Annotated in this window: 20 protein-coding genes; 5 read left to right on the top strand and 15 right to left on the bottom strand. The window is 59.9% G+C overall.

The window, feature by feature from the left end:
- Positions 1-6 precede the first annotated feature (6 nt).
- The 6 genes from ACZ47E_RS15175 to ACZ47E_RS15150 form a co-directional block, all read right to left on the bottom strand.
- Positions 7-1,602, bottom strand: coding sequence for a GMC family oxidoreductase (locus ACZ47E_RS15175; RefSeq protein ID WP_006698061.1), 1,596 nt, complete (start codon positions 1,600-1,602; stop codon positions 7-9).
- A 72-nt stretch (positions 1,603-1,674) separates the two neighbouring features.
- On the bottom strand, positions 1,675-2,682 hold the full coding sequence (locus ACZ47E_RS15170) for a branched-chain amino acid ABC transporter permease (RefSeq protein ID WP_006698062.1): 1,008 nt from the start codon (positions 2,680-2,682) through the stop codon (positions 1,675-1,677).
- A 1-nt stretch (position 2,683) separates the two neighbouring features.
- Entirely contained in the window at positions 2,684-3,571 is an 888-nt protein-coding gene (locus ACZ47E_RS15165; RefSeq protein ID WP_004437878.1) for a branched-chain amino acid ABC transporter permease, read from the bottom strand.
- Positions 3,572-3,573: 2 nt separating this feature from the next.
- Entirely contained in the window at positions 3,574-4,275 is a 702-nt protein-coding gene (locus tag ACZ47E_RS15160) for an ABC transporter ATP-binding protein (protein ID WP_464017005.1), read from the bottom strand.
- A gap of 1 nt (position 4,276) precedes the next feature.
- A complete protein-coding gene (locus tag ACZ47E_RS15155; RefSeq protein WP_004437874.1) occupies positions 4,277-5,062 on the bottom strand; it encodes an ABC transporter ATP-binding protein in 786 nt (261 codons plus the stop codon).
- A 29-nt stretch (positions 5,063-5,091) separates the two neighbouring features.
- Complete coding sequence (locus ACZ47E_RS15150; RefSeq protein ID WP_006698064.1) at positions 5,092-6,300, bottom strand: ABC transporter substrate-binding protein; 1,209 nt, start codon at positions 6,298-6,300, stop codon at positions 5,092-5,094.
- A gap of 212 nt (positions 6,301-6,512) precedes the next feature.
- Between ACZ47E_RS15150 and ACZ47E_RS15145 the strand changes: the two genes are divergently transcribed.
- Positions 6,513-7,430, top strand: coding sequence for a LysR family transcriptional regulator (locus tag ACZ47E_RS15145; RefSeq protein WP_006698065.1), 918 nt, complete (start codon positions 6,513-6,515; stop codon positions 7,428-7,430).
- A 133-nt stretch (positions 7,431-7,563) separates the two neighbouring features.
- Entirely contained in the window at positions 7,564-8,586 is a 1,023-nt protein-coding gene (locus tag ACZ47E_RS15140) for an LLM class flavin-dependent oxidoreductase (protein ID WP_044459600.1), read from the top strand.
- Between the two features lie 187 nt (positions 8,587-8,773).
- Here the strand turns inward: ACZ47E_RS15140 and ACZ47E_RS15135 are convergent, their stop codons facing one another.
- Positions 8,774-9,892, bottom strand: coding sequence for a mandelate racemase/muconate lactonizing enzyme family protein (locus ACZ47E_RS15135; RefSeq protein ID WP_037090642.1), 1,119 nt, complete (start codon positions 9,890-9,892; stop codon positions 8,774-8,776).
- Between the two features lie 280 nt (positions 9,893-10,172).
- Between ACZ47E_RS15135 and ACZ47E_RS15130 the strand changes: the two genes are divergently transcribed.
- Positions 10,173-10,847: a GntR family transcriptional regulator gene (locus ACZ47E_RS15130; protein ID WP_184288940.1), complete on the top strand. Its 675-nt coding sequence runs from the start codon at positions 10,173-10,175 to the stop codon at positions 10,845-10,847.
- Positions 10,848-10,951: 104 nt separating this feature from the next.
- Entirely contained in the window at positions 10,952-12,421 is a 1,470-nt protein-coding gene (locus tag ACZ47E_RS15125) for a mannitol dehydrogenase family protein (protein ID WP_278067682.1), read from the top strand.
- A gap of 51 nt (positions 12,422-12,472) precedes the next feature.
- Here the strand turns inward: ACZ47E_RS15125 and ACZ47E_RS15120 are convergent, their stop codons facing one another.
- The 8 genes from ACZ47E_RS15120 to ACZ47E_RS15085 all read right to left on the bottom strand — a co-directional run bounded on the left by ACZ47E_RS15120 (position 12,473) and on the right by ACZ47E_RS15085 (position 20,963).
- A complete protein-coding gene (locus ACZ47E_RS15120) occupies positions 12,473-13,318 on the bottom strand; it encodes an ATP-binding cassette domain-containing protein (protein ID WP_004437861.1) in 846 nt (281 codons plus the stop codon).
- Positions 13,315-14,154, bottom strand: coding sequence for an ABC transporter ATP-binding protein (locus tag ACZ47E_RS15115; protein ID WP_278067683.1), 840 nt, complete (start codon positions 14,152-14,154; stop codon positions 13,315-13,317). Before ACZ47E_RS15115 ends, ACZ47E_RS15120 begins: the two co-directional genes overlap by 4 nt.
- Positions 14,155-14,157: 3 nt before the next feature.
- Positions 14,158-15,072 (bottom strand): ABC transporter permease subunit, encoded by a 915-nt coding sequence (locus ACZ47E_RS15110; protein ID WP_004437857.1) that lies wholly within the window; start codon positions 15,070-15,072, stop codon positions 14,158-14,160.
- Positions 15,069-16,076, bottom strand: coding sequence for an ABC transporter permease subunit (locus ACZ47E_RS15105; RefSeq protein WP_035210674.1), 1,008 nt, complete (start codon positions 16,074-16,076; stop codon positions 15,069-15,071). Before ACZ47E_RS15105 ends, ACZ47E_RS15110 begins: the two co-directional genes overlap by 4 nt.
- Before the next feature lie 63 nt (positions 16,077-16,139).
- Positions 16,140-17,744, bottom strand: coding sequence for an ABC transporter substrate-binding protein (locus ACZ47E_RS15100; RefSeq protein WP_113730365.1), 1,605 nt, complete (start codon positions 17,742-17,744; stop codon positions 16,140-16,142).
- Between the two features lie 119 nt (positions 17,745-17,863).
- The gene (locus ACZ47E_RS15095) at positions 17,864-19,051 is read right to left on the bottom strand and encodes a M24 family metallopeptidase (RefSeq protein ID WP_464017004.1); all 1,188 of its coding nucleotides are present in this window, start codon (positions 19,049-19,051) and stop codon (positions 17,864-17,866) included.
- Between the two features lie 551 nt (positions 19,052-19,602).
- Positions 19,603-20,352, bottom strand: coding sequence for an SDR family oxidoreductase (locus ACZ47E_RS15090; RefSeq protein WP_035210670.1), 750 nt, complete (start codon positions 20,350-20,352; stop codon positions 19,603-19,605).
- Positions 20,349-20,963: a nucleoside 2-deoxyribosyltransferase gene (locus ACZ47E_RS15085; protein WP_035210668.1), complete on the bottom strand. Its 615-nt coding sequence runs from the start codon at positions 20,961-20,963 to the stop codon at positions 20,349-20,351. The genes ACZ47E_RS15090 and ACZ47E_RS15085 overlap by 4 nt, the downstream gene beginning before the upstream one ends.
- A gap of 175 nt (positions 20,964-21,138) precedes the next feature.
- Here ACZ47E_RS15085 and ACZ47E_RS15080 point away from each other — a divergent pair, with 175 nt between their 5' ends.
- Positions 21,139-21,765 (top strand): ribonuclease D, encoded by a 627-nt coding sequence (locus ACZ47E_RS15080; protein ID WP_006698074.1) that lies wholly within the window; start codon positions 21,139-21,141, stop codon positions 21,763-21,765.
- The last annotated feature ends 68 nt before the right edge of the window (positions 21,766-21,833 follow it).

The raw sequence follows: 21,833 nt of genomic DNA, 5'->3' as shown, positions 1-21,833 counted from the left end.
TTCCTTTCAGCGATTATCCGCAAGGATCATGTCGGCGGCCTTTTCGGCAATCATGATCGTCGGCGAATTGGTATTTCCGGATGTAATGCGCGGCATCACCGAGGCATCGGCGACGCGCAGCCCGGCGAGCCGGCGGAACTTCAGGCGCGCATCAACGACACTTTCCATATCCGACCCCATGCGCAGCGTGCCGACAGGGTGGAAGATGGTTGTGCCGATATCACCTGCCGCCTTGGCAAGATCATTGTCGTTTTCGAAGGAGGGGCCGGGCCGGTATTCCTCCGGCCTGAAGCGGGAAAAGGCCGGCTGGGCGACGATGCGGCGCGTCAGCCGCATGGCATCTATGGCCACCTTCCGGTCGCCTTCGGTGGAAAGATAGTTCGGGCGGATTTCCGGTTGCATGGCGAAATCCGGTCCTTTCACATGCACTGAGCCACGGCTTTCCGGCCGCAGATTGCAGACGCTTGCCGTTATGGCGGGAAAAGTGTGAACCGGATCCCCGAACTTGTCGAGCGAAACCGGCTGCACATGATATTCCAGATCAGCGGTTTCCTTTTCCGGAGAAGAGCGGGTGAAGACACCGAGCTGGCTCGGCGCCATGGACATCGGCCCGGAGCGCGTCAGCGCATATTCCAGGCCGATCCGCGCCTTGCCGAAGAGCGTCGAGGCCCGCTCATTGAGCGTCAGAACACCGGAGACCTTGTAGACCATCCGCAGCTGCAGATGGTCCTGCAGGTTCTCGCCCACACCCTGAACCTCCGCCACCGTATCGATACCCGCAGCCTGCAACACATCCCCACGGCCGACCCCGGAAAGCTCCAGAACATGCGGCGAGCCGATTGCGCCGGCGGACAGCACGGTTTCGCGCCGCGCCCGCATTTTTTTCAGGACGCCGTCATGATGGAATTCGACACCCGTCACCCGGTCTTCTTCGATGATGAGCCGTTTGACATGGGCCTTGGTCAAAACGGTGAGGTTCTTGCGGCCAAGCACCGGTTTCAGGAATGCTTTCGCCGTGTTCCAGCGCCAGCCCGCCCGCTGGTTGACATCGAAATAACCGGCCCCTTCATTGTCTCCGCGGTTGAAATCGTCAGTCGCGGGAATACCCGCTTCTCCTGCCGCCTTCTGGAAGGCATCAAGCACATCCCAGCGCACGCGGGCCTTTTCCACACGCCACTCGCCCCCGCTGGAATGCAGGTCACTCTTGCCGCGATAAAAATCCTCCGACTTCAGGAAATAGGGCAGGATGTCGTTCCAGCCCCAGCCTTCGCAGCCAAGCTGCCGCCAGACGTCATAGTCCCGCGCCTGCCCGCGCATATAGATCATGCCGTTGATGGAGGAGCAGCCGCCCAGCACCTTGCCGCGCGGATAAATCAGCGCGCGTCCATTCAGGCCAGGCTCTTCCGCCGTCTTGAAACACCAGTCCGTGCGTGGATTGTTGATGCAATAGAGATAACCGACCGGAATATGGATCCAGTGGTAGTTATCGTTGCCGCCCGCTTCCAGAAGCAGCACGCGGTTGTTCGGGTCTTTCGAAAGGCGGTTGGCGAGAACGCATCCGGCGCTTCCCGCTCCGATGACGATATAGTCATATTCGCCCATTCTCTTCTCCACACGCCATCCTTGCCGCGTCGTCCCGAACGCGGGGAGGCTTTTCAGGTTTTTTCAAATTGGCTAGCTGCGGTGCTGAAAGCCGAGTTTCCGCCCCAGCCGGGAAGCATAAAATTCACCGATCAGACCGCGACGGAACACCAGAACGCAGGCCATGAAGACGAGGCCGGTGATGATGGTGACCGGGAAGTCCGAGGTCGCGAGATAGTTCTGCAGGGTCACGACAAGGCCCGCGCCGAAAATCGGGCCGATCATGGTGCCGATGCCGCCGAGCAGCGTCATCAGGATCACTTCACCGGACATCTGCCATGTCACGTCTGTCAGCGTCGCGAATTGGAACACCAGCGCCTTCAGCCCGCCAGCAAGCCCGGCGAGCGCCGCCGACATGACGAAGGCGCCGAGCTTGTAGCGCTGCACGCTATAGCCGAGCGAAATGGCGCGTTGCTCGTTTTCACGGATCGACTTCAGGATCATGCCGAACGGCGAATTGACGAAACGCCAGATGACCAGCAGCGCCAACACGAAGGCGGCAAGCACCGTGTAATAGATATTGAGCGGACCATTGAGATCGAGAATACCGAAGAGATGGCCGCGCGGCACGCCCTGCAGGCCGTCCTCTCCATGAGTGAACGGCGCTTGCAGGCAGAAGAAATAGAACATCTGCGACAAGGCGAGCGTGATCATGGCGAAATAGATGCCCTGGCGGCGAATGGCGAAAAAGCCGATGACGAGGCCGAGAAGAGCTGCCCCCGCCATGCCGATGACGAGGCCGATTTCCGGTGTGACACCCCATTCCTTCACCGAATAGGCGGTGAAATAGGCGGCGCCGCCAAAGAATGCCGCATGGCCGAAGGAAAGCAGCCCGGTATAACCGATCAGCAGATTGAAGGCGCAGGCAAAGAGCGCAAAGCAGAGAAGCTTCATCAGGAAGATCGGATAAACGAACATCGGCGCGGCGATGAGAATGGCAAGCCCGGCCAGAATGAGCACCGTCTTGATGGTTGCTGCCGTCGTCGATACTTCCGTCCGCGGCATTGCGCCGGCTGTCGGGCTATGGGTGGCTTTGGACATATCAGGCGTCCTTTCCGAAAAGTCCGGCGGGGCGGATGAGCAGCACAAAGGCCATGATGACGAAGATGACGATATTGGAGGCCTCAGGGTAGAACACCTTGGTGAGGCCCTCGGCGATACCGAGCATGTAGCCGGTGACGATGGCGCCCATGATCGAGCCCATGCCGCCAACGACCACCACCGCAAAGACGACGATGATGAGGTTTGTGCCCATCAGCGGCGAGACCTGATAGATGGGGGCGGCGAGAACGCCGGTGAAACCCGCAAGGCCGGCGCCGAGCGCGTAGGTGAGCGTCAACAGAACAGGCACATTGATGCCGAAAGCCTGCACAAGGGTCGGGTTTTCCGTCGCGGCGCGCAGATAGGAGCCGAGACGCGTCTTTTCGATCAAGGCCCAGGTGGCGATGCACACGATCAGCGAGATCACGACGACGAAGGCGCGGTAGTTCGGCAGGAACATGAAGCCGAGATTGGTGCCGCCTGCGAGTTCGCGCGGCACCGAATAGGGTTGGCCCGCCGCGCCGTAAAGCCACCGGAACGTGCCTTCCACCACCAGCGCCAGGCCGAAGGTGAAGAGCAGACCATAGAGTGGATCGAGATCATAAAGCCGCGACAGAAGGAAACGTTCGATGATCGCCCCAAACAGCGCGACGACGAGCGGCGTGACGATGAGCGCCACCCAGAAATTGATGCCGAAATATTGCAGGCCGAGAAAGGCGACGAAAGCGCCGAGCATATATTGCGCGCCATGGGCAAAATTGATGACGCGCAGCAGCCCGAAGATGACAGCAAGCCCAAGTGACAGCAGCGCATAGAATGAGCCGTTGATAAGGCCGACCAGCAATTGCCCGAGGAGCGCCTGAATTGGAACGCCGAAGATCATCGTCATGGTTAAACCCCCAGCACCTTGTTAAGCTCGCCCATGCGGGCGGAAAGCTCCCCCACCGGAAAATCGCTGACCATCTGGCCGTGGTCCATGAGGTAGAAGCGATCGGCGATACGGCTCGCAAACCGGAAATTCTGCTCCACCAGAACCACGGTCATGCCGCGGCTCTTCAGCTTCTGCAAAACCTCTCCAATGCGCTGTACGATGACGGGCGCAAGCCCTTCGGTCGGCTCATCCAGCAGCAGCACCTTGACGCCGGTGCGCAGGATGCGCGCCATGGCCAGCATCTGCTGCTCGCCACCGGAGAGCTTCGTGCCGGGGCTGGTGCGGCGTTCGTAAAGATTGGGAAACAGCTCGTAGATTTCATCGAGCGTCATGCCGCCGGACGCGACGACGGGCGGCAGCTTCAGGTTTTCCTCAACACTCAGCGTCGCGAAGATGCCGCGCTCCTCCGGCACGAAACCGAGGCCGTATTTCGCCGTACGATGCAGCGGCACCGGCATAAGATCCTTGCCGCCGAGCTTGATGACGCCCTTGCGGTTGCGGATGATGCCCATGATGGTTCGCAACGTCGTGGTCTTGCCCACGCCATTGCGGCCGAGAATGGTGATGGTTTCGCCCTCGCCGACCGTCAGATCGACGCCGTGCAGCGCCTGGCTTTCGCCATACCAGGATTTCAGGTTGGAGACTTCGAGCATCGCCGCCATATCAAGCCTCCTCCGTGCCCATATAGGCCGTGCGCACGCGCGGATCGGCAGAAACCGTGGCATAATCGCCCTCAGCCAGAATTTCTCCACGCTGCAGAACAGTAACGTGATGGCAGATATCGGCCACGACCTTCAGATTATGTTCGACCATCAGCACCGCGCGGGTCTTTGCCACCTCACGAATAAGCTCGGCCACATGCGAGACATCTTCTCCACCCATGCCCGCCATCGGCTCGTCCAGCAGCAGAACTTTGGGATCAAGCGCCAGCGTAGTCGCGATTTCGAGAACCCGCTTGCGGCCGTAAGACAGATCGGCCGCAAGCGCGTGTTTTTCCCGCGTGAGGCCCACCATGGAGATCAGCTCCTCGGCGCGGGCATTCAGCCTGTCCAACGAAGATAGCGGCAGCCAGAACTGCGTTGCAAGGCTGTTGGGCCGCTGCAATGCCACCCGCACGTTTTCCAGAACCGTCAGATGCGGAAACACCGCCGATATCTGGAAAGACCTGACGAGGCCGAGACGCGCCACCTTGTCCGGTGGCGTCTTTGTTATATCCGTTCCCATGAAGGTGATCGCCCCGCCTGTCGGCTGGAGAAACTTGGTCAACAGGTTGAAAACCGTTGTCTTGCCGGCGCCGTTTGGGCCGATCAGCGCATGGACGCGGGCGTGATGCACGTCGAGATCGACGTTTTTCACGGCTGCGAATGCGCCGAAGGTCTTGGTGAGACCACGCGCCGAAAGAACGACGCGAGGTTCTGCCTGCCCGGCGGGGGCGGGAGCGATCGTCATGAAACTTTCCCCTTTATTCCGTCAGTCTTTTATTGCGTCACCAGCGGGCAACCGCTCTTTGCGGGGTCCATGAAGGCTTCCTTGCCGGGGATGGTGGCGAGAACCTTGTAATAATCCCAGGGCTGCTTGCTTTCGTCAGGCTTCTTCACTTCCATGAGGTACATGTCGTGGATCATCCGACCATTGGCGGCCACATGGCCGTCCTTGGCAAAGACGTCGTTGACAGGCATTTCCTTCATGGCCTTGGCGACGGCGTCTGCATCGTCGGTGCCGGCCTTCTCGATCGCCTTCAGATAATGCAAGACAGCGGAATAGGTGCCGGTGTGAACCATGTTCGGCATGGCGCCGGTTCGTTCCTTGAAGCGCTCACCAAACTTGCGCGATTCATCGTCGCGGTCCCAATAAAAACCTTCCGTCAGTGTCAACCCTTGAGCCGCCTCAAGGCCGAGGCCATGGACTTCTGCAAGCGTGAAGAGAAGCGCTGCAAGGCGCTGGCCACCTGCAACGATACCGAATTCCGCAGCCTGCTTGATGGCGTTGGAGGTGTCGAGACCGGCATTGGCAAGGCCGATAACCTTCGCGCCCGAAGACTGAGCCTGCAGCAGGAAGGACGAATAGTCGGTGGTGGCGAGCGGATGGCGCACGGAGCCCAGCACCTTGCCGCCATTGGCCTTGACGAAATTGGACGTATTTTCTTCCAGCGAATAACCGAAGGCATAGTCGGCTGTCAGGAAGAACCAGCTGTCGCCGCCCTGTTTGACGAGTGCGCCACCGGTGCCGACAGCCAGCGAATAGGTGTCATAGGCCCAATGAAAACCATAGGGGCTGCACTGCTTGCCGGTCAGCTCGGTGGTGGCAGCACCGGTGTTGACGGTGATCTTCTTTTTGTCCTTCGAAAGTGCCTGCACGGCAAGGCCCACCGATGACGAGGTCAGTTCCATGATGGAATCGACCTGTTCGGTGTCGTACCACTGCCGGGCAATATTGGAGGCAACGTCAGCCTTGTTCTGATGGTCGGCGGTCACCACTTCCACCGGCGCACCGAGCACCTTGCCGCCAAAATCCTCAACCGCCATCTTCGCGGCTTCATAGGAGTATTTGCCGCCGAAATTGGCGTAAACGCCGGACTGGTCGTTCAGGATACCGATCTTGACCTTGCCGTCCGAAATCTCGGCGGCATAAGCGGCGGTGCCGGCGGCCAGTGCCATGGCCGTGGATAAAACGATACTCTTGCGCATGACTTCTCCTCCCAGAGATGATTGCGAGCCTCAGATTGTCTGTGCAGCGGTGAACCGAAACCCTGCACATGAATGGCCGCACCGCCCTCCTCAAAGCGGCGCATCCTGAGCGTAGACTTCTCGAATTCGGCCGTTGACACAAGAGCGTGTCATCATCAAATTGCGAACAGGAACTGTTCATTTTTGAACAGAACTCTTGATGGGAGACAATTATGGCCACCCCTTTCACCTGGGACGACCTTCAATATTTCCTGGCCGTGGCCCGCACCGGGCAGCTCTCATCCGCCGCCAGAAGCCTGCGCACCAGCCACGCCACCGTCTCCCGACATATCGACCGGCTGGAATTTTCGCTTAAAACCAAGCTCTTCGAGCGGAACCCGCGCGGGTATGAGCTGACGACGGTGGGGCGGCGACTTGTCGATACCGTCGAGCGCATAGAGGCAGAGGCTGAACGGCTGCAATCGGATATTTCCGAAAGCGGCAGCCTACTGCGCGGCGTTGTGCGCCTCAGCGCTCCTGAAGGTTTTTCCAATTTTTTCTTCGTCGAGAGGCTGAAGGACTTCGCCGCCACCCATCCCCACATCATGGTGGAAATGGTGACGATCCAGCAGATCATGGCGCTTTCCCGAAAGGAGGCGGATGTGGCTGTCACGCTCGATCCGCCGAAGGCCGGTCCCTATATCAATGAACAGATCATCGATTACACGCTGCATATTTACGCCTCACGGTCCTATCTCGCCGGACAGCCGAAAATCACGAAGCGGGAAGACCTGCTCGACCACTTCTTCATCGGCTACGTGCAGGATCTGATCTTTTCACCCGGCCTCGATTACATGCGCGATGTGCTTCCGGGCCTGCGGCCAAATTTCCAGTCTTCGAGCATTTTTGCGCAACTGACCGCCACGCTTGGTGGCCGAGGGCTTTGCATCCTGCCGAATTTCATCGCCGCGCGCTTTCCGGATTTGCAGATGGTGCTTCCGGGTGAGGTCGAGCTGCGGCGAGGTTACTGGCTCACCAGCCATCAGGACTTTGCCAATGTGCCACGGGTGCGCTCCTTGATGGATTTCATCCTCACCACCGCGCGCGCCCACGAAAAGCTCTTTATTCTCAAGCGCGGCCTCATGGTCTGAAGTCGCGATCGTTCACATTTCGGCGACACCCTGTCTTCGTCTCGCAGGTTGGAGGATCTGCGCCGTTGCTTATATGAGGGACAACAACGATGTCGCTGCACTAGCGGACATCCTCCAAATCTGGAAGGTCATTATGAAAAAGATCGGATTCCTATCCTTCGGCCACTGGACGCCCTCCCCCCAGTCGCAGACCCGCTCGGCGGCCGATACGCTGCTGCAGTCGATAGACCTCGCCGTGGCCGCAGAAGAACTGGGGGCTGACGGCGCCTATTTCCGTGTGCACCATTTCGCCCGTCAGCTGGCCTCACCCTTCCCGCTTCTGGCCGCCGTCGGCGCCCGCACGAAAAAGATAGAGATCGGCACCGGCGTCATCGATATGCGTTACGAAAACCCGTTCTACATGGTGGAGGACGCCGGTTCGGCCGACCTCATCGCCGGTGGACGCCTGCAGCTCGGCATCAGCCGGGGCTCGCCGGAGCAGGTCATCGATGGCTGGCGTTATTTCGGTTATCGCCCGGCCGAGGGCCAGAGCGAAGAAGATATGGCGCGTCAGCACACCGAGGTCTTCCTCGAGCTTTTGAAGGGCGAAGGCTTTGCCGAGCCGAACCCGCGGCCGATGTTCCCCAACCCGCCGGGTCTTCTGCGGCTGGAGCCGCATTCCGAAGGCTTGCGCGAGCGCATCTGGTGGGGCTCGAGCTCCAATGCAACGGCAGTGTGGGCGGCAAAGCTTGGCATGAACCTGCAAAGCTCCACGCTGAAGACGGACGAAACCGGTGAGCCTTTCCACGTCCAGCAGGCGCAGCAGATCCGCACGTTCCGGGAAGCCTGGAAGGAGGCCGGACATGCGCGTGAGCCACGCGTCTCCGTCAGCCGCAGCATCTTCGCCCTCGTCAATGATCGCGACCGCGCCTATTTCGGTTACGGTAACGAAGGCGACGACAAGATCGGCTATATCGACGATAAGACGCGTGCGATCTTCGGACGCAGCTATGCCGCCGAACCGGAAAAGCTGATCGAACAGCTGAAGGCCGATGAAGCCATCGCCGAAGCTGACACGCTGCTGCTGACCGTGCCGAACCAGTTGGGCGTCGATTACAACGCCCATGTGATCGAAACCATCCTGAAGCAGGTAGCGCCGGCACTTGGCTGGCGCTAAATCTGGAAAAATCGTATCACCCACACGCCGTCACCCCGGACTTGATCCGGGGTCCAGCGCGATCAAGTCTTTGATCGCGAAAGAGTCTTGTCACGGCGTAGACGCGCCGTGGCTGTATGCCGGATCTAGTCCGGCATGACGGAGGACGTGCTTCCCTCCGTTAAAATCCGGGCTGTATACCGCTGCTCTAGTTCAGCGCCTTGCCGTAACGCGCGAAGCTCTCCGCCAGCGGCGTGGTGCTCGCACCCGGCTGCTCAGGCCGTTTGTAGACACCATCCCGCACCTGGATCGGTTCTTCGAAATGATCCTTGATCCACGGAATATATTCGAGAATGGTCGACGCCGGATGCCAGTAGCTCAGATGCACATGCACCTGGCTCATCTCGCCGGCATGCGGCACGACAGGCAGGCGATGGGCGAGCGCCAGATCGGCAACCTGGATATATTCGGTGACGCCGCCAAGCCGTGTTACATCCGGCTGGACATAAGCGACGGCGCCGGCATCGATGAAGGAACGGAACGCATCCACCGTATAAAGCTGCTCGCCGAGCGCAATCGGGATAGTGGTATTGCGCGCCAGTCGGGCATGGCTTGTCACATCGTCATACCACAGCGGCTCCTCGAACCAGTAGATGTCCAGATCCCTCGCTGCCGCACAGAAGCGCTGGCATGTGGGCAAATCCCATTTGCCGTTGCCATCGATGGCGATGCGGATGGATGAGCCGACGCGTTTGCGGGCGGCAGCAAGCCGGGCGATATCGATATTCGGGTCGTCATGCCCGACCTTGATCTTCAGCCGGGTGAAACCGTCTTCCTCCACCGCCCTTGAGCTGCCCGCAAGCAAATCGTCCAGCGAGAAGGAAAGCCAGCCGATATCGGTATTATAAGCTTCCACTGCCTCCGTGCGTGCGCCGCCGAGATAGTGCCACAGCGGCACGCCTGCCTTTTTCGCTTTCAGGTCCCAGAGAGCCACATCGATCGCAGCTAACGCCAGATGGGTGATGCCGGCCCTGCCGACCCATTGGAGCGAGGGATAACGGGCGAGCTTCATCCAAAGCCGTGAATGCTCCGACGCATCCTCGCCGACGAGCAAGGGCGCGTAACAATCGCTGATGCAGGATGTGATCAGCCTGTCCGACGCCAGATGCGCATGGGTACCGGTGAAACCATAGCCCTCGAGGCCGTCACAGGTGGTGATCTTTGCGCCGACAACACCCCAATGGGTGATGCTGTGGGTGGAATCGGAAATGGAGTCCGATGTCAGCGGCAGGTGCAGGATGAAGGGTTCGACGGCGGTAATTTTCATGATCGGTCATTCCTCGATGCTTGAACGCTTCTGGGGAGGAAAGGCGGAAGTCCCATTCTGAGACACGCTTTGCCGGCTGGGCGGGTGAAATCGCGTCATCTCCCGCGTCCAATGGTTGCAGGAGTCAAACCGTCAGGGGATTGCCGGACCGCCCTCCTCCGGCAGCCGGCTTCCGATGGCAGATAGAGCTAACGGAAAAACGGATTTTGTAAAATAAAAAATTTTTTATTTTTAATATTCGCTCATTGCCTGCTTCGCAAAGCTGGGCGATGATGTGGTCATGAACACACTCGTCAAAGTCACGCTCGCCGAACAGGCGCACCGGGAACTGCGCGCACGCATCGTCAGCGGCAAATTGCGCGGCGGCGAACGTCTGCTGCCAAATGAACTTGCCGCCGATCTCGGCATCAGCCCGACGCCGGTCAAGGAAGCCTGCCTGAAACTCGAGGCGGATGGGCTGGTGGTCAATTCGTCCCGGCGCGGAATGGTGGTGCGCGACTTCACGGTCGAGGATGTGGAGGAACTATACGCGGCCAGGATGCTGCTTGAAAAAGGTGCGGTGGAAGTGGCCTTCGATGCTGGCCAGCTGGACGAAACGCTGCACGCGGCACTGCTGGAAAGCCTCGACAAACACCGCGCCTTCGCCAAAGGTTCGACGCTGGATGAATTGTCGAAAGCGCTTTTTTACGACCGCAGTTTCCACACGACCCTGGTCGCAGCGGCGCGCATTCCGGTCATTTCCGGTTCGCATGAGCGCATTCTAGACCAGACCCACACGGTCTTCGTCTCGATCCTCGGTGATTACGCCCGCTCGGTCGAGGAGCACCAGAATATTGCCGATGCCATTGCCGCCGGCAGCAAGGCCCAGATCATCGATGCGCTGTGGCGGCACCTGGAGCGCAGCCGCCAGAACACGCTGCGTCAGGTCCGATTGCTCAAAGAGGCCGGCGCCTGATCATTTAAAAGACAAGTGGAGGACTGCATGCACGAAAACCCCGGGGTCGCAATTCCATCAGCGCGAGCCGAGACCATCTCATTCCACAGGGGGATTTTGTGCTGATGATGGACCGGCTTTCCGCTAGAACCCTGCCCCGCCTGCCGCACACGGTCACGACCCCTGCCTATGAGCGCATGAAAATCACGCCCGGCATCGTGCATCTCGGCGTCGGCGCCTTTCACCGGGCGCATCAGGCGGTTTTCATCGACGATTGCCTCAATCGCGGCGAAACAGGATGGGGCATCGTCGCCGCATCGCTGCGCAGCCCGGACACCCGCGACGCCATCGAACCGCAGGATAATCTCTACACCTTCTGCCTTCGCGATGGCCAAAGCGAGCGCCTGCGCATCGTCGGCTCGATTCTTGAGACCGTCGTCGCCCCGGAAAACCCGGAACGACTGGTGGAGCGGATGGCCGACCCGCGCGTTCTCATCGTGACCCTGACCGTGACGGAAAAGGGTTACCTGACCAATCTCGCCTCCCGCAGCCTGCTGCGTGACCATCCCGATATCGTCCACGATCTCGAAAACCCGGAGCGGCCGCGCTCGATCTACGGCTTCATCCTTGCAGCGACCCGGCGCAGACGTGCCGAAGGTTCCCTGCCGCTGACGCTGCTGTCCTGCGACAACCTGCCCGCCAACGGCCACGTGCTGCGAAAGCTGCTGCTGGAATTCGCGAGCCTTGCTGATCAGGAACTGGCCTCCTTCATCGAAGCCAATATTGCCTGCCCCTGCTCGATGGTGGACCGTATCGTTCCCGCCACCACGGATGCGGACCGGGATGCGATTTCGGCCACACTCGGCCTCAGCGACGCATGGCCGGTTGTTGCGGAACCTTATTTCCGTTTCGTCATCGAAGACCGTTTTCCCCATGGCAGGCCGGCGCTTGAGAAATCAGGCGTGGAATTCGTCGATGATGTCGAACCTTACGAGCATATGAAGCTGAGGATGCTGAACGGCTCCCACAGCGCCATCGCCGCCATCGGCCAGATTGCCAGCCTTGCGACGGTGGCCGATGCCTGGGCTGAAAAGACCGTGCGCGACTTCATCGACGTCTATTGGCGTGAGGTCGGACGGACGCTGGACCCTGCCGTCGATGGTTCTGAATTCGCAGCCGGCCTGCGGCAGCGTTTCGCCAATCCCTCATTGCAGCACAAGACCATGCAGATCGCCTCCGATGCGTCGCAGAAAGTGCCGCTGCGGATACTTTCACCACTACGAGAATTGCTGGCGGAAAAGGCTGAGTGCGGAGCGGTCATTTTTGCCGTCGCGCTGTGGATCAGGTCCTGCGCAGAGGAAGATGAAAAGGGGCAGCCGATCACCATTCTCGACCCCGCCTTCAGGGAGTGGGATTCGCCGGATCAACTGGCGATGGCTCCGGATGCGGTGGTCGACCGCTTCCTCAGTTTCGAACGCACCTTTGGCAGCGACCTGCCCGCCAGCGAAACCTTTGTCCTGGGCCTGAAAGCCGCCTATCGCAACATTCGCGAGCAGGGCGCTCTGGCGGCAATTGGGCGTTTCCTGAAGTCCTGAAAAAAGAACAGGCCGGAAATCCGACCTGCTCCCAACCCCTTTCGTCAACCGTCAGGCTGTCGCCGCCTGTCTCGCCGCCTTGCGGCGCTCCACGCGGGCGCGAATGGCATCGACATCCGTGATCGGGGTCGCGGCGAAGAGCTGACGGGTATAGGGGTGCTTCGGATCGGCGAAAAGTTCCTCGCGCGTGCCCTGCTCCACCGCCTCGCCCTTGGAGATGACCATCACGTCATCAGCAATGTAACGCACCACGGAAAGATCGTGGCTGACGAAGACGTAGGTCAGTTCGAATTCCTCCTGCAGATCGCGCAGCAGGTTCAAGACCTGTGCCTGCACCGAAAGATCGAGTGCCGAGACCGGCTCGTCCAGCACCAGCAGCGCCGGGTTCAGCATCAGTGCACGCGCAATGGCGATGCGCTGGCGCTGGCCGCCGGAGAACATGTGCGGATAACGGTTGAAATGCTCAGGACCAAGGCCGACCTTGACGAGCATGGCTTCAGCCCGCTCGCGGCGCTCGGAAGCAGGAATTTTCGTGTTGATGATGAGTGGTTCCATCAGCACGTCACCCACCTTCTGGCGCGGATTGAGGCTGCCATAGGGGTTCTGGAACACCATCTGCACCTTGGAGCGCATTTCCGTGCCGGGACGGCGCCTGGCGATATCGACCGGCTGGCCATCGATCTTCAATTCACCGCCGGAAGCCGGATCGATGAGGGCAATGATGCGAGCCAGCGTCGACTTGCCCGAGCCGGATTCACCGACAATAGCGAGCGTCTTGCCGCGCTCGACGGCGAAATCGATGCCCTTCAGGGCCTGCACCATCCTCGCACCGCCGAACAGGCCGCCGGGAACGTGATAGTCGCGGGTAATGCCCTTGCCTTCAACCACGATACTCATCGAACGCCCTCCTTGCCGAAGAAATCGGAGACGGTGGGCAGACGGTCGCCGGTGGCATTTTCCGGCAGGGCCGAAAGCAATGCCTTGGTGTAGGGATGCTGCGGGGCTTCGAAGAGGCTCAGCACATCCGCCTCCTCCATCTTGCGGCCCTTATATTGCACGACGACACGATCGGCGGTCTCGGCAACCACGCCCATATCGTGGGTGATGAGGATCAGCGCCATGCCATATTCTTCCTGCAGCTTCATCAGCAGGTCGAGAATCTGCTTCTGTATCGTCACGTCGAGCGCAGTCGTCGGCTCGTCGGCGATCAGGAGACGCGGCTTGGAGGCGATCGCAATCGCGATCATCACGCGCTGGCACTGCCCGCCCGACATCTGGTGCGGATAGGCTTTGAGCTTGGATTCCGGATCGGGAATACCGACAGCACGGAATAGCTCCAGCGCGCGGGCGCGGGCGGCAGCGCCGCTCATGCCGAGATTGAGGCGAAGCACTTCCTCGATCTGGAAGCCGACCGTGAAGGACGGATTAAGCGAGGCGACCGGCTCCTGGAAGATCATGGTGATCTCATGGCCGATCAGCTTGCGGCGCTCCTGCGGCGACATGGCCAGCAGATTGATGCCGTCAAAGACCATCTCATCGGCGGTAATCGTCGCCGTATCCGGCAGCAGGCCCATGACGGCGAGCATCGATACCGATTTGCCCGAACCGGATTCACCGACGATGGCCAGCACTTCGTGTTTGTCCACGGACACATCAATGCCGTCGACGGCGGTGAAGGCACCGGTGGCGGTGGCGAATTTCACCGTCAGGTTCTTGATTTTCAGCAGGCTCATATCTCAGCTCCGCTTCAGTTTGGGATCGAGCGCATCACGCAGCCCGTCACCCATCAGGTTGATGGCAAGCACCGAGATCAGGATCGTCAGGCCGGGAAGGGTAACAACCCACCAGGCGCGCAGAATGAACTCACGCGCTTCCGCCAGCATCGTGCCCCATTCGGAGGCAGGCGGCTGAGCGCCCATGCCGAGGAACCCGAGTGCGGCCGCATCGAGAACGGCGGACGAGAACGAAAGCGTTGCCTGTACGATCAGTGGTGCAAGGCAGTTCGGCAGGATGGTCTTGAACATCAGCCGGAGATTGCCGGCACCGGCCACGCGCGCGGCCGTGACATATTCACGCCGAAGCTCGCTCATCACCGCCGCACGCGTCAGACGCGCAAAATGCGGCTGATAGACGATGGCAATGGCGATCATCGCGTTGGTGAGCCCCGGCCCAAGGATCGCGACCAGCACCAGCGCCAGAAGCAGCGATGGGAACGCCAGGATGACGTCCATCACACGCATGATGACGGTATCGACCCAGCCGCCGAAGAAGCCGGCAATGAGACCGATGACAATGCCGCCAATGAGCGCGATGGAAACGACAACGATGCCGATGAACAGCGAATATTGCGCGCCGTATATCAGACGGGACAACATGTCACGCCCGACGGCGTCGGTGCCGAAGAAGAAGCCGGCACGGCCGCCTTCCTGCCAGACCGGCGGCACCAGCAGCGCATCGCGATATTGCTGGGTTGGATCATGCGGTGCGATCAGCGGCGCAAAAACCGCGACCAGCACGAGGAGAATAAACACGGCAAGGCCGATGACGGCACCACGGTTCTGACGGAAATAGAACCAGAAATCGGCGATCATCCGGCGGCGGATGGCGGCGTCAGAAAGCCTGACGACCGGAGCTGTGGTCACATCGCTCATTTGTGACGGATCCTTGGATTAATGAGGCCGTAGGTGAGGTCGACGAGCAGGTTGACGATCATCACCAGACCCGCGATCAACAGCAGGCCGCTCTGCACGACCGGATAGTCGCGGCGCGAGATGGAATCGATCATCCACTTGCCGATACCCGGCCAGGAAAAGATGGTTTCGGTCAGGATGGCGCCAGCCATCAGCACGCCGATCTGCAGCCCGATGGTGGTGATGACGGGGATCATGGCGTTGCGCAGCGCATGAATGCCGACCACGCGGGAAGGAGACATGCCCTTGGCACGGGCCGTGCGCACGTAATCCTCACCGAGAACCTCCAGCATGGCTGAACGCGTCTGGCGCGCAATCACTGCAAGCGGAATGGTGGCAAGCACCACCGAGGGCAGGATGAGATGCGACAGGGCCGAGGCAAACGCACCCTTCTGCCCCGAGATCAGGCTGTCGATCAGCATGAAACCGGTGACGGAGGGGAAGAAATACATCAGCGAGATGCGGCCCGAAACCGGCGTCCATTGCAGGATACCGGAGAACATGATGATGAGCAGCAGCCCCCACCAGAAGATCGGCATGGAAAAACCGACCAGAGCCGTCGTCATGGAAATCTGGTCGAACCAGGAACCACGTCTGATGGCGGCGATGACACCGACCGGCACGCCGATGAGCGTTGCGATGATGATGGCGACGAGACCAAGCTCGACCGTCGCGGGAAAGAGCGACAGGAACTCGGTGAGAACCGGCTTCTTGGTGACCAGCGAATTACCGAGATCGCCCTGAAGCAGCCGTCCCAGGAAATGAAGATATTGCTGCCACACGGGCTGGGCAAAGCCGAGCTGTTCGGCAAGCTGCGCATGCCGTTCTGGCGAAATGCCACGCTCGCCCGCCATCAGCAGCACGGGATCGCCCGGCAGGACGCGCACGAAGGCGAAGGCAACGATGGTGATCCCGAGGAAGGTCGGAACGAGATAGAGAAGTTTGCCGAGAATGAACCGGATCATGGCTTTTTCCTGAAAAGACGCGCGGAAGAACAGGGTTCTTCCGCGCGTCCGGTTGTTCGGGGATTACTCCGCGATGTCGACGTTTTCGAAGGTGAAGTCGCCAAGCGGGCTCATGGTGAAGCCGGAAACCTTGGCGGACATGGGAACGAACTGCGTGGAGTGCGCAAGCGTCGCCCACGGAGCCTGTTCCTTGAAGATCACCTGTGCCTGCTCATAAAGCTTGGTGCGCTCGGCAACGTCGGTGGTCTGCTTTGCCTTGGCCAAGAGGTCCGAGAACTCCTTGTTGCACCACTGTGCACGGTTCGCACCGCCTTCACCGGTTGCGGCGCAGGACAGGAGAACGCTAAGGAAGTTGTCCGGGTCACCATTGTCGCCGGTCCAGCCGAGGATGACGGCGCCGTCGCGCTTCGTTTCGGTGGACTTCTTGAGATATTCACCCCACTCGAAGGAGACGATCTCGGCCTTGACGCCGACCTTTGCGAAATCCGACTGGATCAGCTCGGCGGTACGACGGGCGTTCGGCATGTAAGGACGCTGCACCGGCATCGCCCAGATCTTCATCGACAGATCCTTGACGCCAGCGGCTTCGAGAGCCTTCTTGGCAGCTTCCGGATCGTAAGCATCGTCCTTGATGCTGTCGTTGTAGGACCACATTGTCGGCGGGATCGGGTTCTTGGCAACCTGGCCTGCACCCTGGAACACGGCGTCGATGATCGCCTGCTTGTTCATCGCCATGTTCAGCGCCTTGCGGACTTCCGGCTTGTCGAAAGGTGCAACGGTCGTGTTGTAGGCGAAGTAAGCGACGTTCAGGCCCGGCTGTTCATCGAGCTTGAGGTTCTTGTCGGCGCGGATGGTCGCGAGATCAGCCGGAGCGGGGTATGGCATCAGGTGGCATTCGCCAGCCTTCAGCTTCTGCAGGCGAACCGCGGCGTCAGGCGTGATCGCGAAGATCAGGTCGTCGATCTTCGGGGCTTCACCCCAGTAGTCGGCGTTCTTCTGGAAGCGGATGACCGCATCCTTCTGATAGGCGACGAACTTGAACGGACCGGTGCCGATCGGCAGGTTGTTGAAGTCTTCCTTGGTGCCGGCCTTCTCAAGCGTATCGGCATATTCCTTCGACACGATGGATGCGAAAGGCATGGCGATGTTGGCGAGGAACGGCGCTTCCGGGCGGGTCAGCACGAACTTGACCGTGTGATCGTCAACCTTGACGATTTCCTTGATCAGGGACGGCATTTCCATGGAGTTGTAATATTCGTAGGTGATGCCTGCGATATACTGGTTCCACGGGTTCTTCGCGTCGCCCTGGCGGTTGTAGCTGAAGATCACGTCGTCAGCGTTGAATTCGCGGCTCGGCGTGAACTTGTCGTTGGAGTGCCACTTGACGCCCTTGCGCAGGTGGAAAGTATACTCGAGACCATCCTTGGAAACGTCCCACTTTTCCGCAAGGCCCGGCTCTACTTCTGTCGTGCCCTTTTTGAACTCCGTCAGACGGTTGTAGACCGGATGCGCGGAAGCGTCGAAGGTGCCGCCGGCGGTGTAAGGCGACGGATCAAAGCCTTCCGGCGATGCCTCGGAGCAGTAAACGAAGGTCTTCGCCATGGCTGGCATGGCGGAAGTCATCGCAAGTGCAGAAGCGATAAGCAAACTGCGGGTCAGCATTTTCATCTGATGGTCCTTTCCCTCTTTTTCTGAGTTCCTGCGGCCCCCTCCAGGGGCCTACCTCTTCTGGTCAGCGGCGGCACGGGGATGCCCGTCTCGCCGTTCGGTCTTTGCCTCCCGACCAATTACCCGGCGACCGGCTGAAACAACCGGTCGCGGTTCGTTTCCGGTGGGCAGAACCAACGCGGCCCTGCCTCCGTCATGTAAGCGATATCTTCGAGACGAACGCCGCATTCCCCATAAACGCACAGCATCGGCTCGATGGAAAAACACATGCCGGGCTCAAGCGCCGTGGCATTTCCTGCAACGATATAGGGTTCTTCGTGAATATCCAGCCCAAGCCCGTGACCCGTGCGGTGCGGCAGACCGGGAAGCTGATAATCCGGGCCAAATCCGGCCGCCTTCAGACTGTCCCGGGCGGCCTTGTCCACCTCGAAACAGGCGGCGCCAACGCGAGCGGCAGCGAAGGCCGCGGCCTGTGCGTCACGTTCGGCATTCCAGAGAAAACGCTGCCGTTCCGTTGGCTTGCCAAAGACATAGGTACGGGTGATATCGGAACGATAGCCATGAAGAATACCACCGAGGTCGACCAGCACCATGTCGCCCTGGTTCAGCGTCTGCGCATGGGGCACGCCATGCGGATAGGCCGTCGCCTCGCCGAACTGCACCGCCACAAAAAGCGGCTTCATACCAAGGGCAATATGGGCGGCATTGACGAAATCCGCGACTTCCGTGGTGGAGATGCCGGGACGCAGTCCTTCGAACACGGCCTTCTGCACATTATAGCTCGCGTCCATCGCGGTCTGAATAAGGGCGATCTCCGCTGCCGACTTGACCTGCCGCTGGGCGACGATCAAGGGCTGAGCGGAAATGATTCGGCCTTCCAGACGCTGCATGAGCGCGGATGCGAAAACAAAGGGCGTGGCGGGATCGATGGCGACGAAGTGACCTGCACAGGCCAGCGCACCGATACGCCTTGCCATCAGGTCGAACGGGCTTTCATCCTCTTCCCAGGTGGCGACTGCGCCGGGGATACGGATCAGAGTCTGGAGTTTCGGTTCCTCGAAGGTCGGGCTTATATAGATCGGCTCGCCCTCGGCCGGCACCAGAGCACCGTGAATACGCTCGGAAAGGCCAAGCGACAGACCGGTATAATAAGTCAGCGACGACGAAGCGTCGAGCCAGACCGCCTTGATGTTTTGCTGGGTCATTCGCGCCTGCAGGCCACGCAACCGCAACCTGAGCTCGTCTTCAGCGATCGATGAAACCGCGATCGGCTGAAACTGCTTCAGCGCCTCTTGAAAGTCTGCCATTCTCTCCCCGCCGCCTTCGGGCGCACGGACACTGGCGTGCCGGCACCTCCCAAGCGTTCTTTTGCCCATGCTTAACCACAGGGGGAAGGCTAAGCAATGGGGCGGGAGGACGCACCGCCACAAAACTGTGCATATTTATCTAGACATAACGAAATCGTGATCGACGCGAGCCTGATTTCAGCAGTCGTTGCCTTGACGCGGAAATCGAAAATCCCCCGGAAATCCAAGGGAGAAACCAGCCCCTTGTCCACGCGTCGCGTGCAGCCGGGAAACGGACCCCAATCCACCACGTAAAAAAGAGCCAAGAAAAGGAAAAAGCCTGCCGCGGGAGGAGGTGCGGCAGGCTTCAAACTTGATCGGTGATTGGGAGGAGGAGTACCACCGATCCACATCGAGCGACGCTGGGAGGAGGAGTGCGTCGCTTCGATGATTTGAATATAGCGGGATCTGTGATTTTTAACAGAGCAAGTCTCGCAATGCAGCATTGCATTTCTGCATAGCTCCGGAATGACTGCCCGGTTTTTCGGCACAACCTACCCTACCGCGGGAGGTCAGCTCTCCCGGTAGACCTGGAAACCGGCGAAGGACTGGTTGACTGGCATGAGCTCAAGACTGTTGATGTTGATATGTTTGGGCTGAGAGGCGACCCAATAGATGGTGTTGGCGATATCATCGGCCGTGATCGGATTGACGCCCTTGTAGAGATTGTCCGAAGCTTCCTGATTGCCCCCGGTGCGCACCAGCGTAAATTCCGTTTCGCACATGCCCGGTTCGATCGAGGTTACCCTGACGCCCTTGCCGTGCAGATCCGAGCGCAGACCGAGCGAAAACTGCCGCAGGAAGGCTTTGGTGCCGCCGTATACATTGCCGCCCGTATAGGGATAATGCGCGGCAACAGACGAAAGGTTGACGACGATACCTTTACGGTCGATCAGTGTCGGCAGGAGATGGTGGGTGATGTTCAGCAGACCGGTGATGTTGGTGTTCACCATGGTCTGCCAGTCCTTTAGCGGCACCTGCGGCGCGGGGGCCGTGCCCAGTGCCAGACCGGCATTGTTGACGAGGACATCGATGTCTCGGAAGCCCTCCGGCAAGGCGGCAAGCGCTTTTTCGGCCGCGTCCTCATCGGTGATGTCGAAGGCGGCGCCGTAGAAAGCCGATCCGAGTTCGGCCGCCAGTGCCTCCAGTCGTTCCGCCCGACGGCCCGTGCCGATGACCTTCCAGCCTTCTCTGATGAAGCGTCGGGCCGTAGCCTCTCCGAAGCCCGACGTCGCGCCGGTGATGAGGATGGTTCCGCTCATGATGATGCCTCCACTCTATTCGTTTTTTCAGGGTCAATCGGTGTCAGTAGTTTTTCCGCCGCCGCTGCAAGGCAACGCCGGTAGGCCGCGAGATCCGTATACAAGTCCTCATCGGAAACGTCGCCGACAATAACGTTGCCGCCCCGCCGCAAAATCCCGCCGTGCAGCATGAGATTGTCGACCATGTCGAAATTCTCGATCGACAACCCGTCCGGTCCGCGATACCGGCCCGTTTCATCCACGGTGACAACATTGCCGTAATGCGCCTTGATGCGGCTGAAGTGATTGGCCGCGACATTGGTGTAGGCGAACACCGGCTTGCCCAGCGCGCACATGAAGCCCAGCTCGTAGCTCGTTCCCGTGTCGGCGGCGATGCCGCGAAACGGTGTGAGATTGGCAATCACGGCATCCGCTTCAAGCATCATCCGTTCGTCGACTTCATTGATGTTGCAGCCATGACCGATCCTGGTATCCGCCGGCGGGATCTGCAGATCGCCCGGCGAAAGCGGGATGAAGCCGGCCTCCCGCGCCAGTGCTGCCTTGAGGTCGAGCATTTCGCGCGCATTCGGGAGGAACACTTCCGGTCCGGCGAGATAGATTTTCTTTGTCATCGGGAATTCATGCGATTTGTCAGGAAAAGATTTCCGACCCTAACCCGGGGACTTTCGCAAAGGCAAGTGCCAAGGGCGTGCGGCGTGGCGCGGCGGACCGACCGATAAAACGGTATCGTCCCGCTAGTCTTTCCGTTATAGCCGGAGCAGTAGACAGGAATTTCTGGAGCAGGACATGGCAGCACCCATCCGTTATCACGAAGGCGATATTTCCGCCGAAGATGCCGCGCGCTATACCGGCGCCATCGCCATCGATACGGAAACGCTGGGGCTGGTGCCGCGTCGCGACCGCCTCTGCGTCGTCCAGCTTTCGCCGGGCGACGGCACGGCAGACATCATCCGCATCGCCGCTGGGCAGAAAGAAGCGCCGAACCTCGTGCGCATGCTTGCCGATCCCGCCCACCAGAAGATCTTTCACTATGGCCGTTTCGATATCGCCGTGCTTTTTCATACGTTCGGTGTGACGACCACGCCGGTCTTCTGCACCAAGATCGCTTCACGGCTGACCCGCACCTATACGGACCGGCACGGGCTGAAGGACAACCTCAAGGAAATGCTGGAGGTCGATATTTCCAAGGCGCAGCAATCTTCGGACTGGGCAGCGCAAACGCTTTCCCCGGCGCAGCTCGAATATGCCGCTTCCGACGTTCTTTATCTGCATGCGCTGCGCGACAAGCTGACGGCGCGTCTCATCCGCGACGGCCGCCTTGATCATGCCGATGCCTGTTTCGCGTTTTTACCGACCCGTGCGAAGCTAGACCTGCTCGGCTGGGACGAAACCGACATTTTCGCCCATAGCTGAGCGTTTTCGCCTTCGTTTAAACACTGATTTACCAGACTTGCCTATTCTCGGCCGTAACTTTGGGCGGC

Source organism: Agrobacterium sp. 5Ca39 (genome assembly GCF_055382365.1).
Note: the sequence above shows the minus strand (reverse complement) of the source record. Positions and strands in the feature narration are given on the sequence as shown.

Bases quoted from the DNA above. Each gene is read 5' to 3' on its own strand.
- ACZ47E_RS15170 (WP_006698062.1), bottom strand. From the start codon at position 2,682: ATGTCCAAAGCCACCCATAGCCCGACAGCCGGCGCAATGCCGCGGACG.
- ACZ47E_RS15160 (WP_464017005.1), bottom strand. From the start codon at position 4,275: ATGGCGGCGATGCTCGAAGTCTCCAACCTGAAATCCTGGTATGGCGAA.
- ACZ47E_RS15110 (WP_004437857.1), bottom strand. From the start codon at position 15,072: ATGAGCGATGTGACCACAGCTCCGGTCGTCAGGCTTTCTGACGCCGCC.
- ACZ47E_RS15090 (WP_035210670.1), bottom strand. From the start codon at position 20,352: ATGAGCGGAACCATCCTCATCACCGGCGCGACGTCGGGCTTCGGAGAG.
- ACZ47E_RS15125 (WP_278067682.1), top strand. From the start codon at position 10,952: ATGATGGACCGGCTTTCCGCTAGAACCCTGCCCCGCCTGCCGCACACG.
- ACZ47E_RS15120 (WP_004437861.1), bottom strand. From the start codon at position 13,318: ATGAGTATCGTGGTTGAAGGCAAGGGCATTACCCGCGACTATCACGTT.
- ACZ47E_RS15105 (WP_035210674.1), bottom strand. From the start codon at position 16,076: ATGATCCGGTTCATTCTCGGCAAACTTCTCTATCTCGTTCCGACCTTC.
- ACZ47E_RS15115 (WP_278067683.1), bottom strand. From the start codon at position 14,154: ATGAGCCTGCTGAAAATCAAGAACCTGACGGTGAAATTCGCCACCGCC.
- ACZ47E_RS15135 (WP_037090642.1), bottom strand. From the start codon at position 9,892: ATGAAAATTACCGCCGTCGAACCCTTCATCCTGCACCTGCCGCTGACA.
- ACZ47E_RS15080 (WP_006698074.1), top strand. From the start codon at position 21,139: ATGGCAGCACCCATCCGTTATCACGAAGGCGATATTTCCGCCGAAGAT.
- ACZ47E_RS15175 (WP_006698061.1), bottom strand. From the start codon at position 1,602: ATGGGCGAATATGACTATATCGTCATCGGAGCGGGAAGCGCCGGATGC.
- ACZ47E_RS15165 (WP_004437878.1), bottom strand. From the start codon at position 3,571: ATGACGATGATCTTCGGCGTTCCAATTCAGGCGCTCCTCGGGCAATTG.
- ACZ47E_RS15095 (WP_464017004.1), bottom strand. From the start codon at position 19,051: ATGGCAGACTTTCAAGAGGCGCTGAAGCAGTTTCAGCCGATCGCGGTT.
- ACZ47E_RS15145 (WP_006698065.1), top strand. From the start codon at position 6,513: ATGGCCACCCCTTTCACCTGGGACGACCTTCAATATTTCCTGGCCGTG.
- ACZ47E_RS15150 (WP_006698064.1), bottom strand. From the start codon at position 6,300: ATGCGCAAGAGTATCGTTTTATCCACGGCCATGGCACTGGCCGCCGGC.
- ACZ47E_RS15155 (WP_004437874.1), bottom strand. From the start codon at position 5,062: ATGACGATCGCTCCCGCCCCCGCCGGGCAGGCAGAACCTCGCGTCGTT.
- ACZ47E_RS15100 (WP_113730365.1), bottom strand. From the start codon at position 17,744: ATGAAAATGCTGACCCGCAGTTTGCTTATCGCTTCTGCACTTGCGATG.
- ACZ47E_RS15130 (WP_184288940.1), top strand. From the start codon at position 10,173: ATGAACACACTCGTCAAAGTCACGCTCGCCGAACAGGCGCACCGGGAA.
- ACZ47E_RS15140 (WP_044459600.1), top strand. From the start codon at position 7,564: ATGAAAAAGATCGGATTCCTATCCTTCGGCCACTGGACGCCCTCCCCC.
- ACZ47E_RS15085 (WP_035210668.1), bottom strand. From the start codon at position 20,963: ATGACAAAGAAAATCTATCTCGCCGGACCGGAAGTGTTCCTCCCGAAT.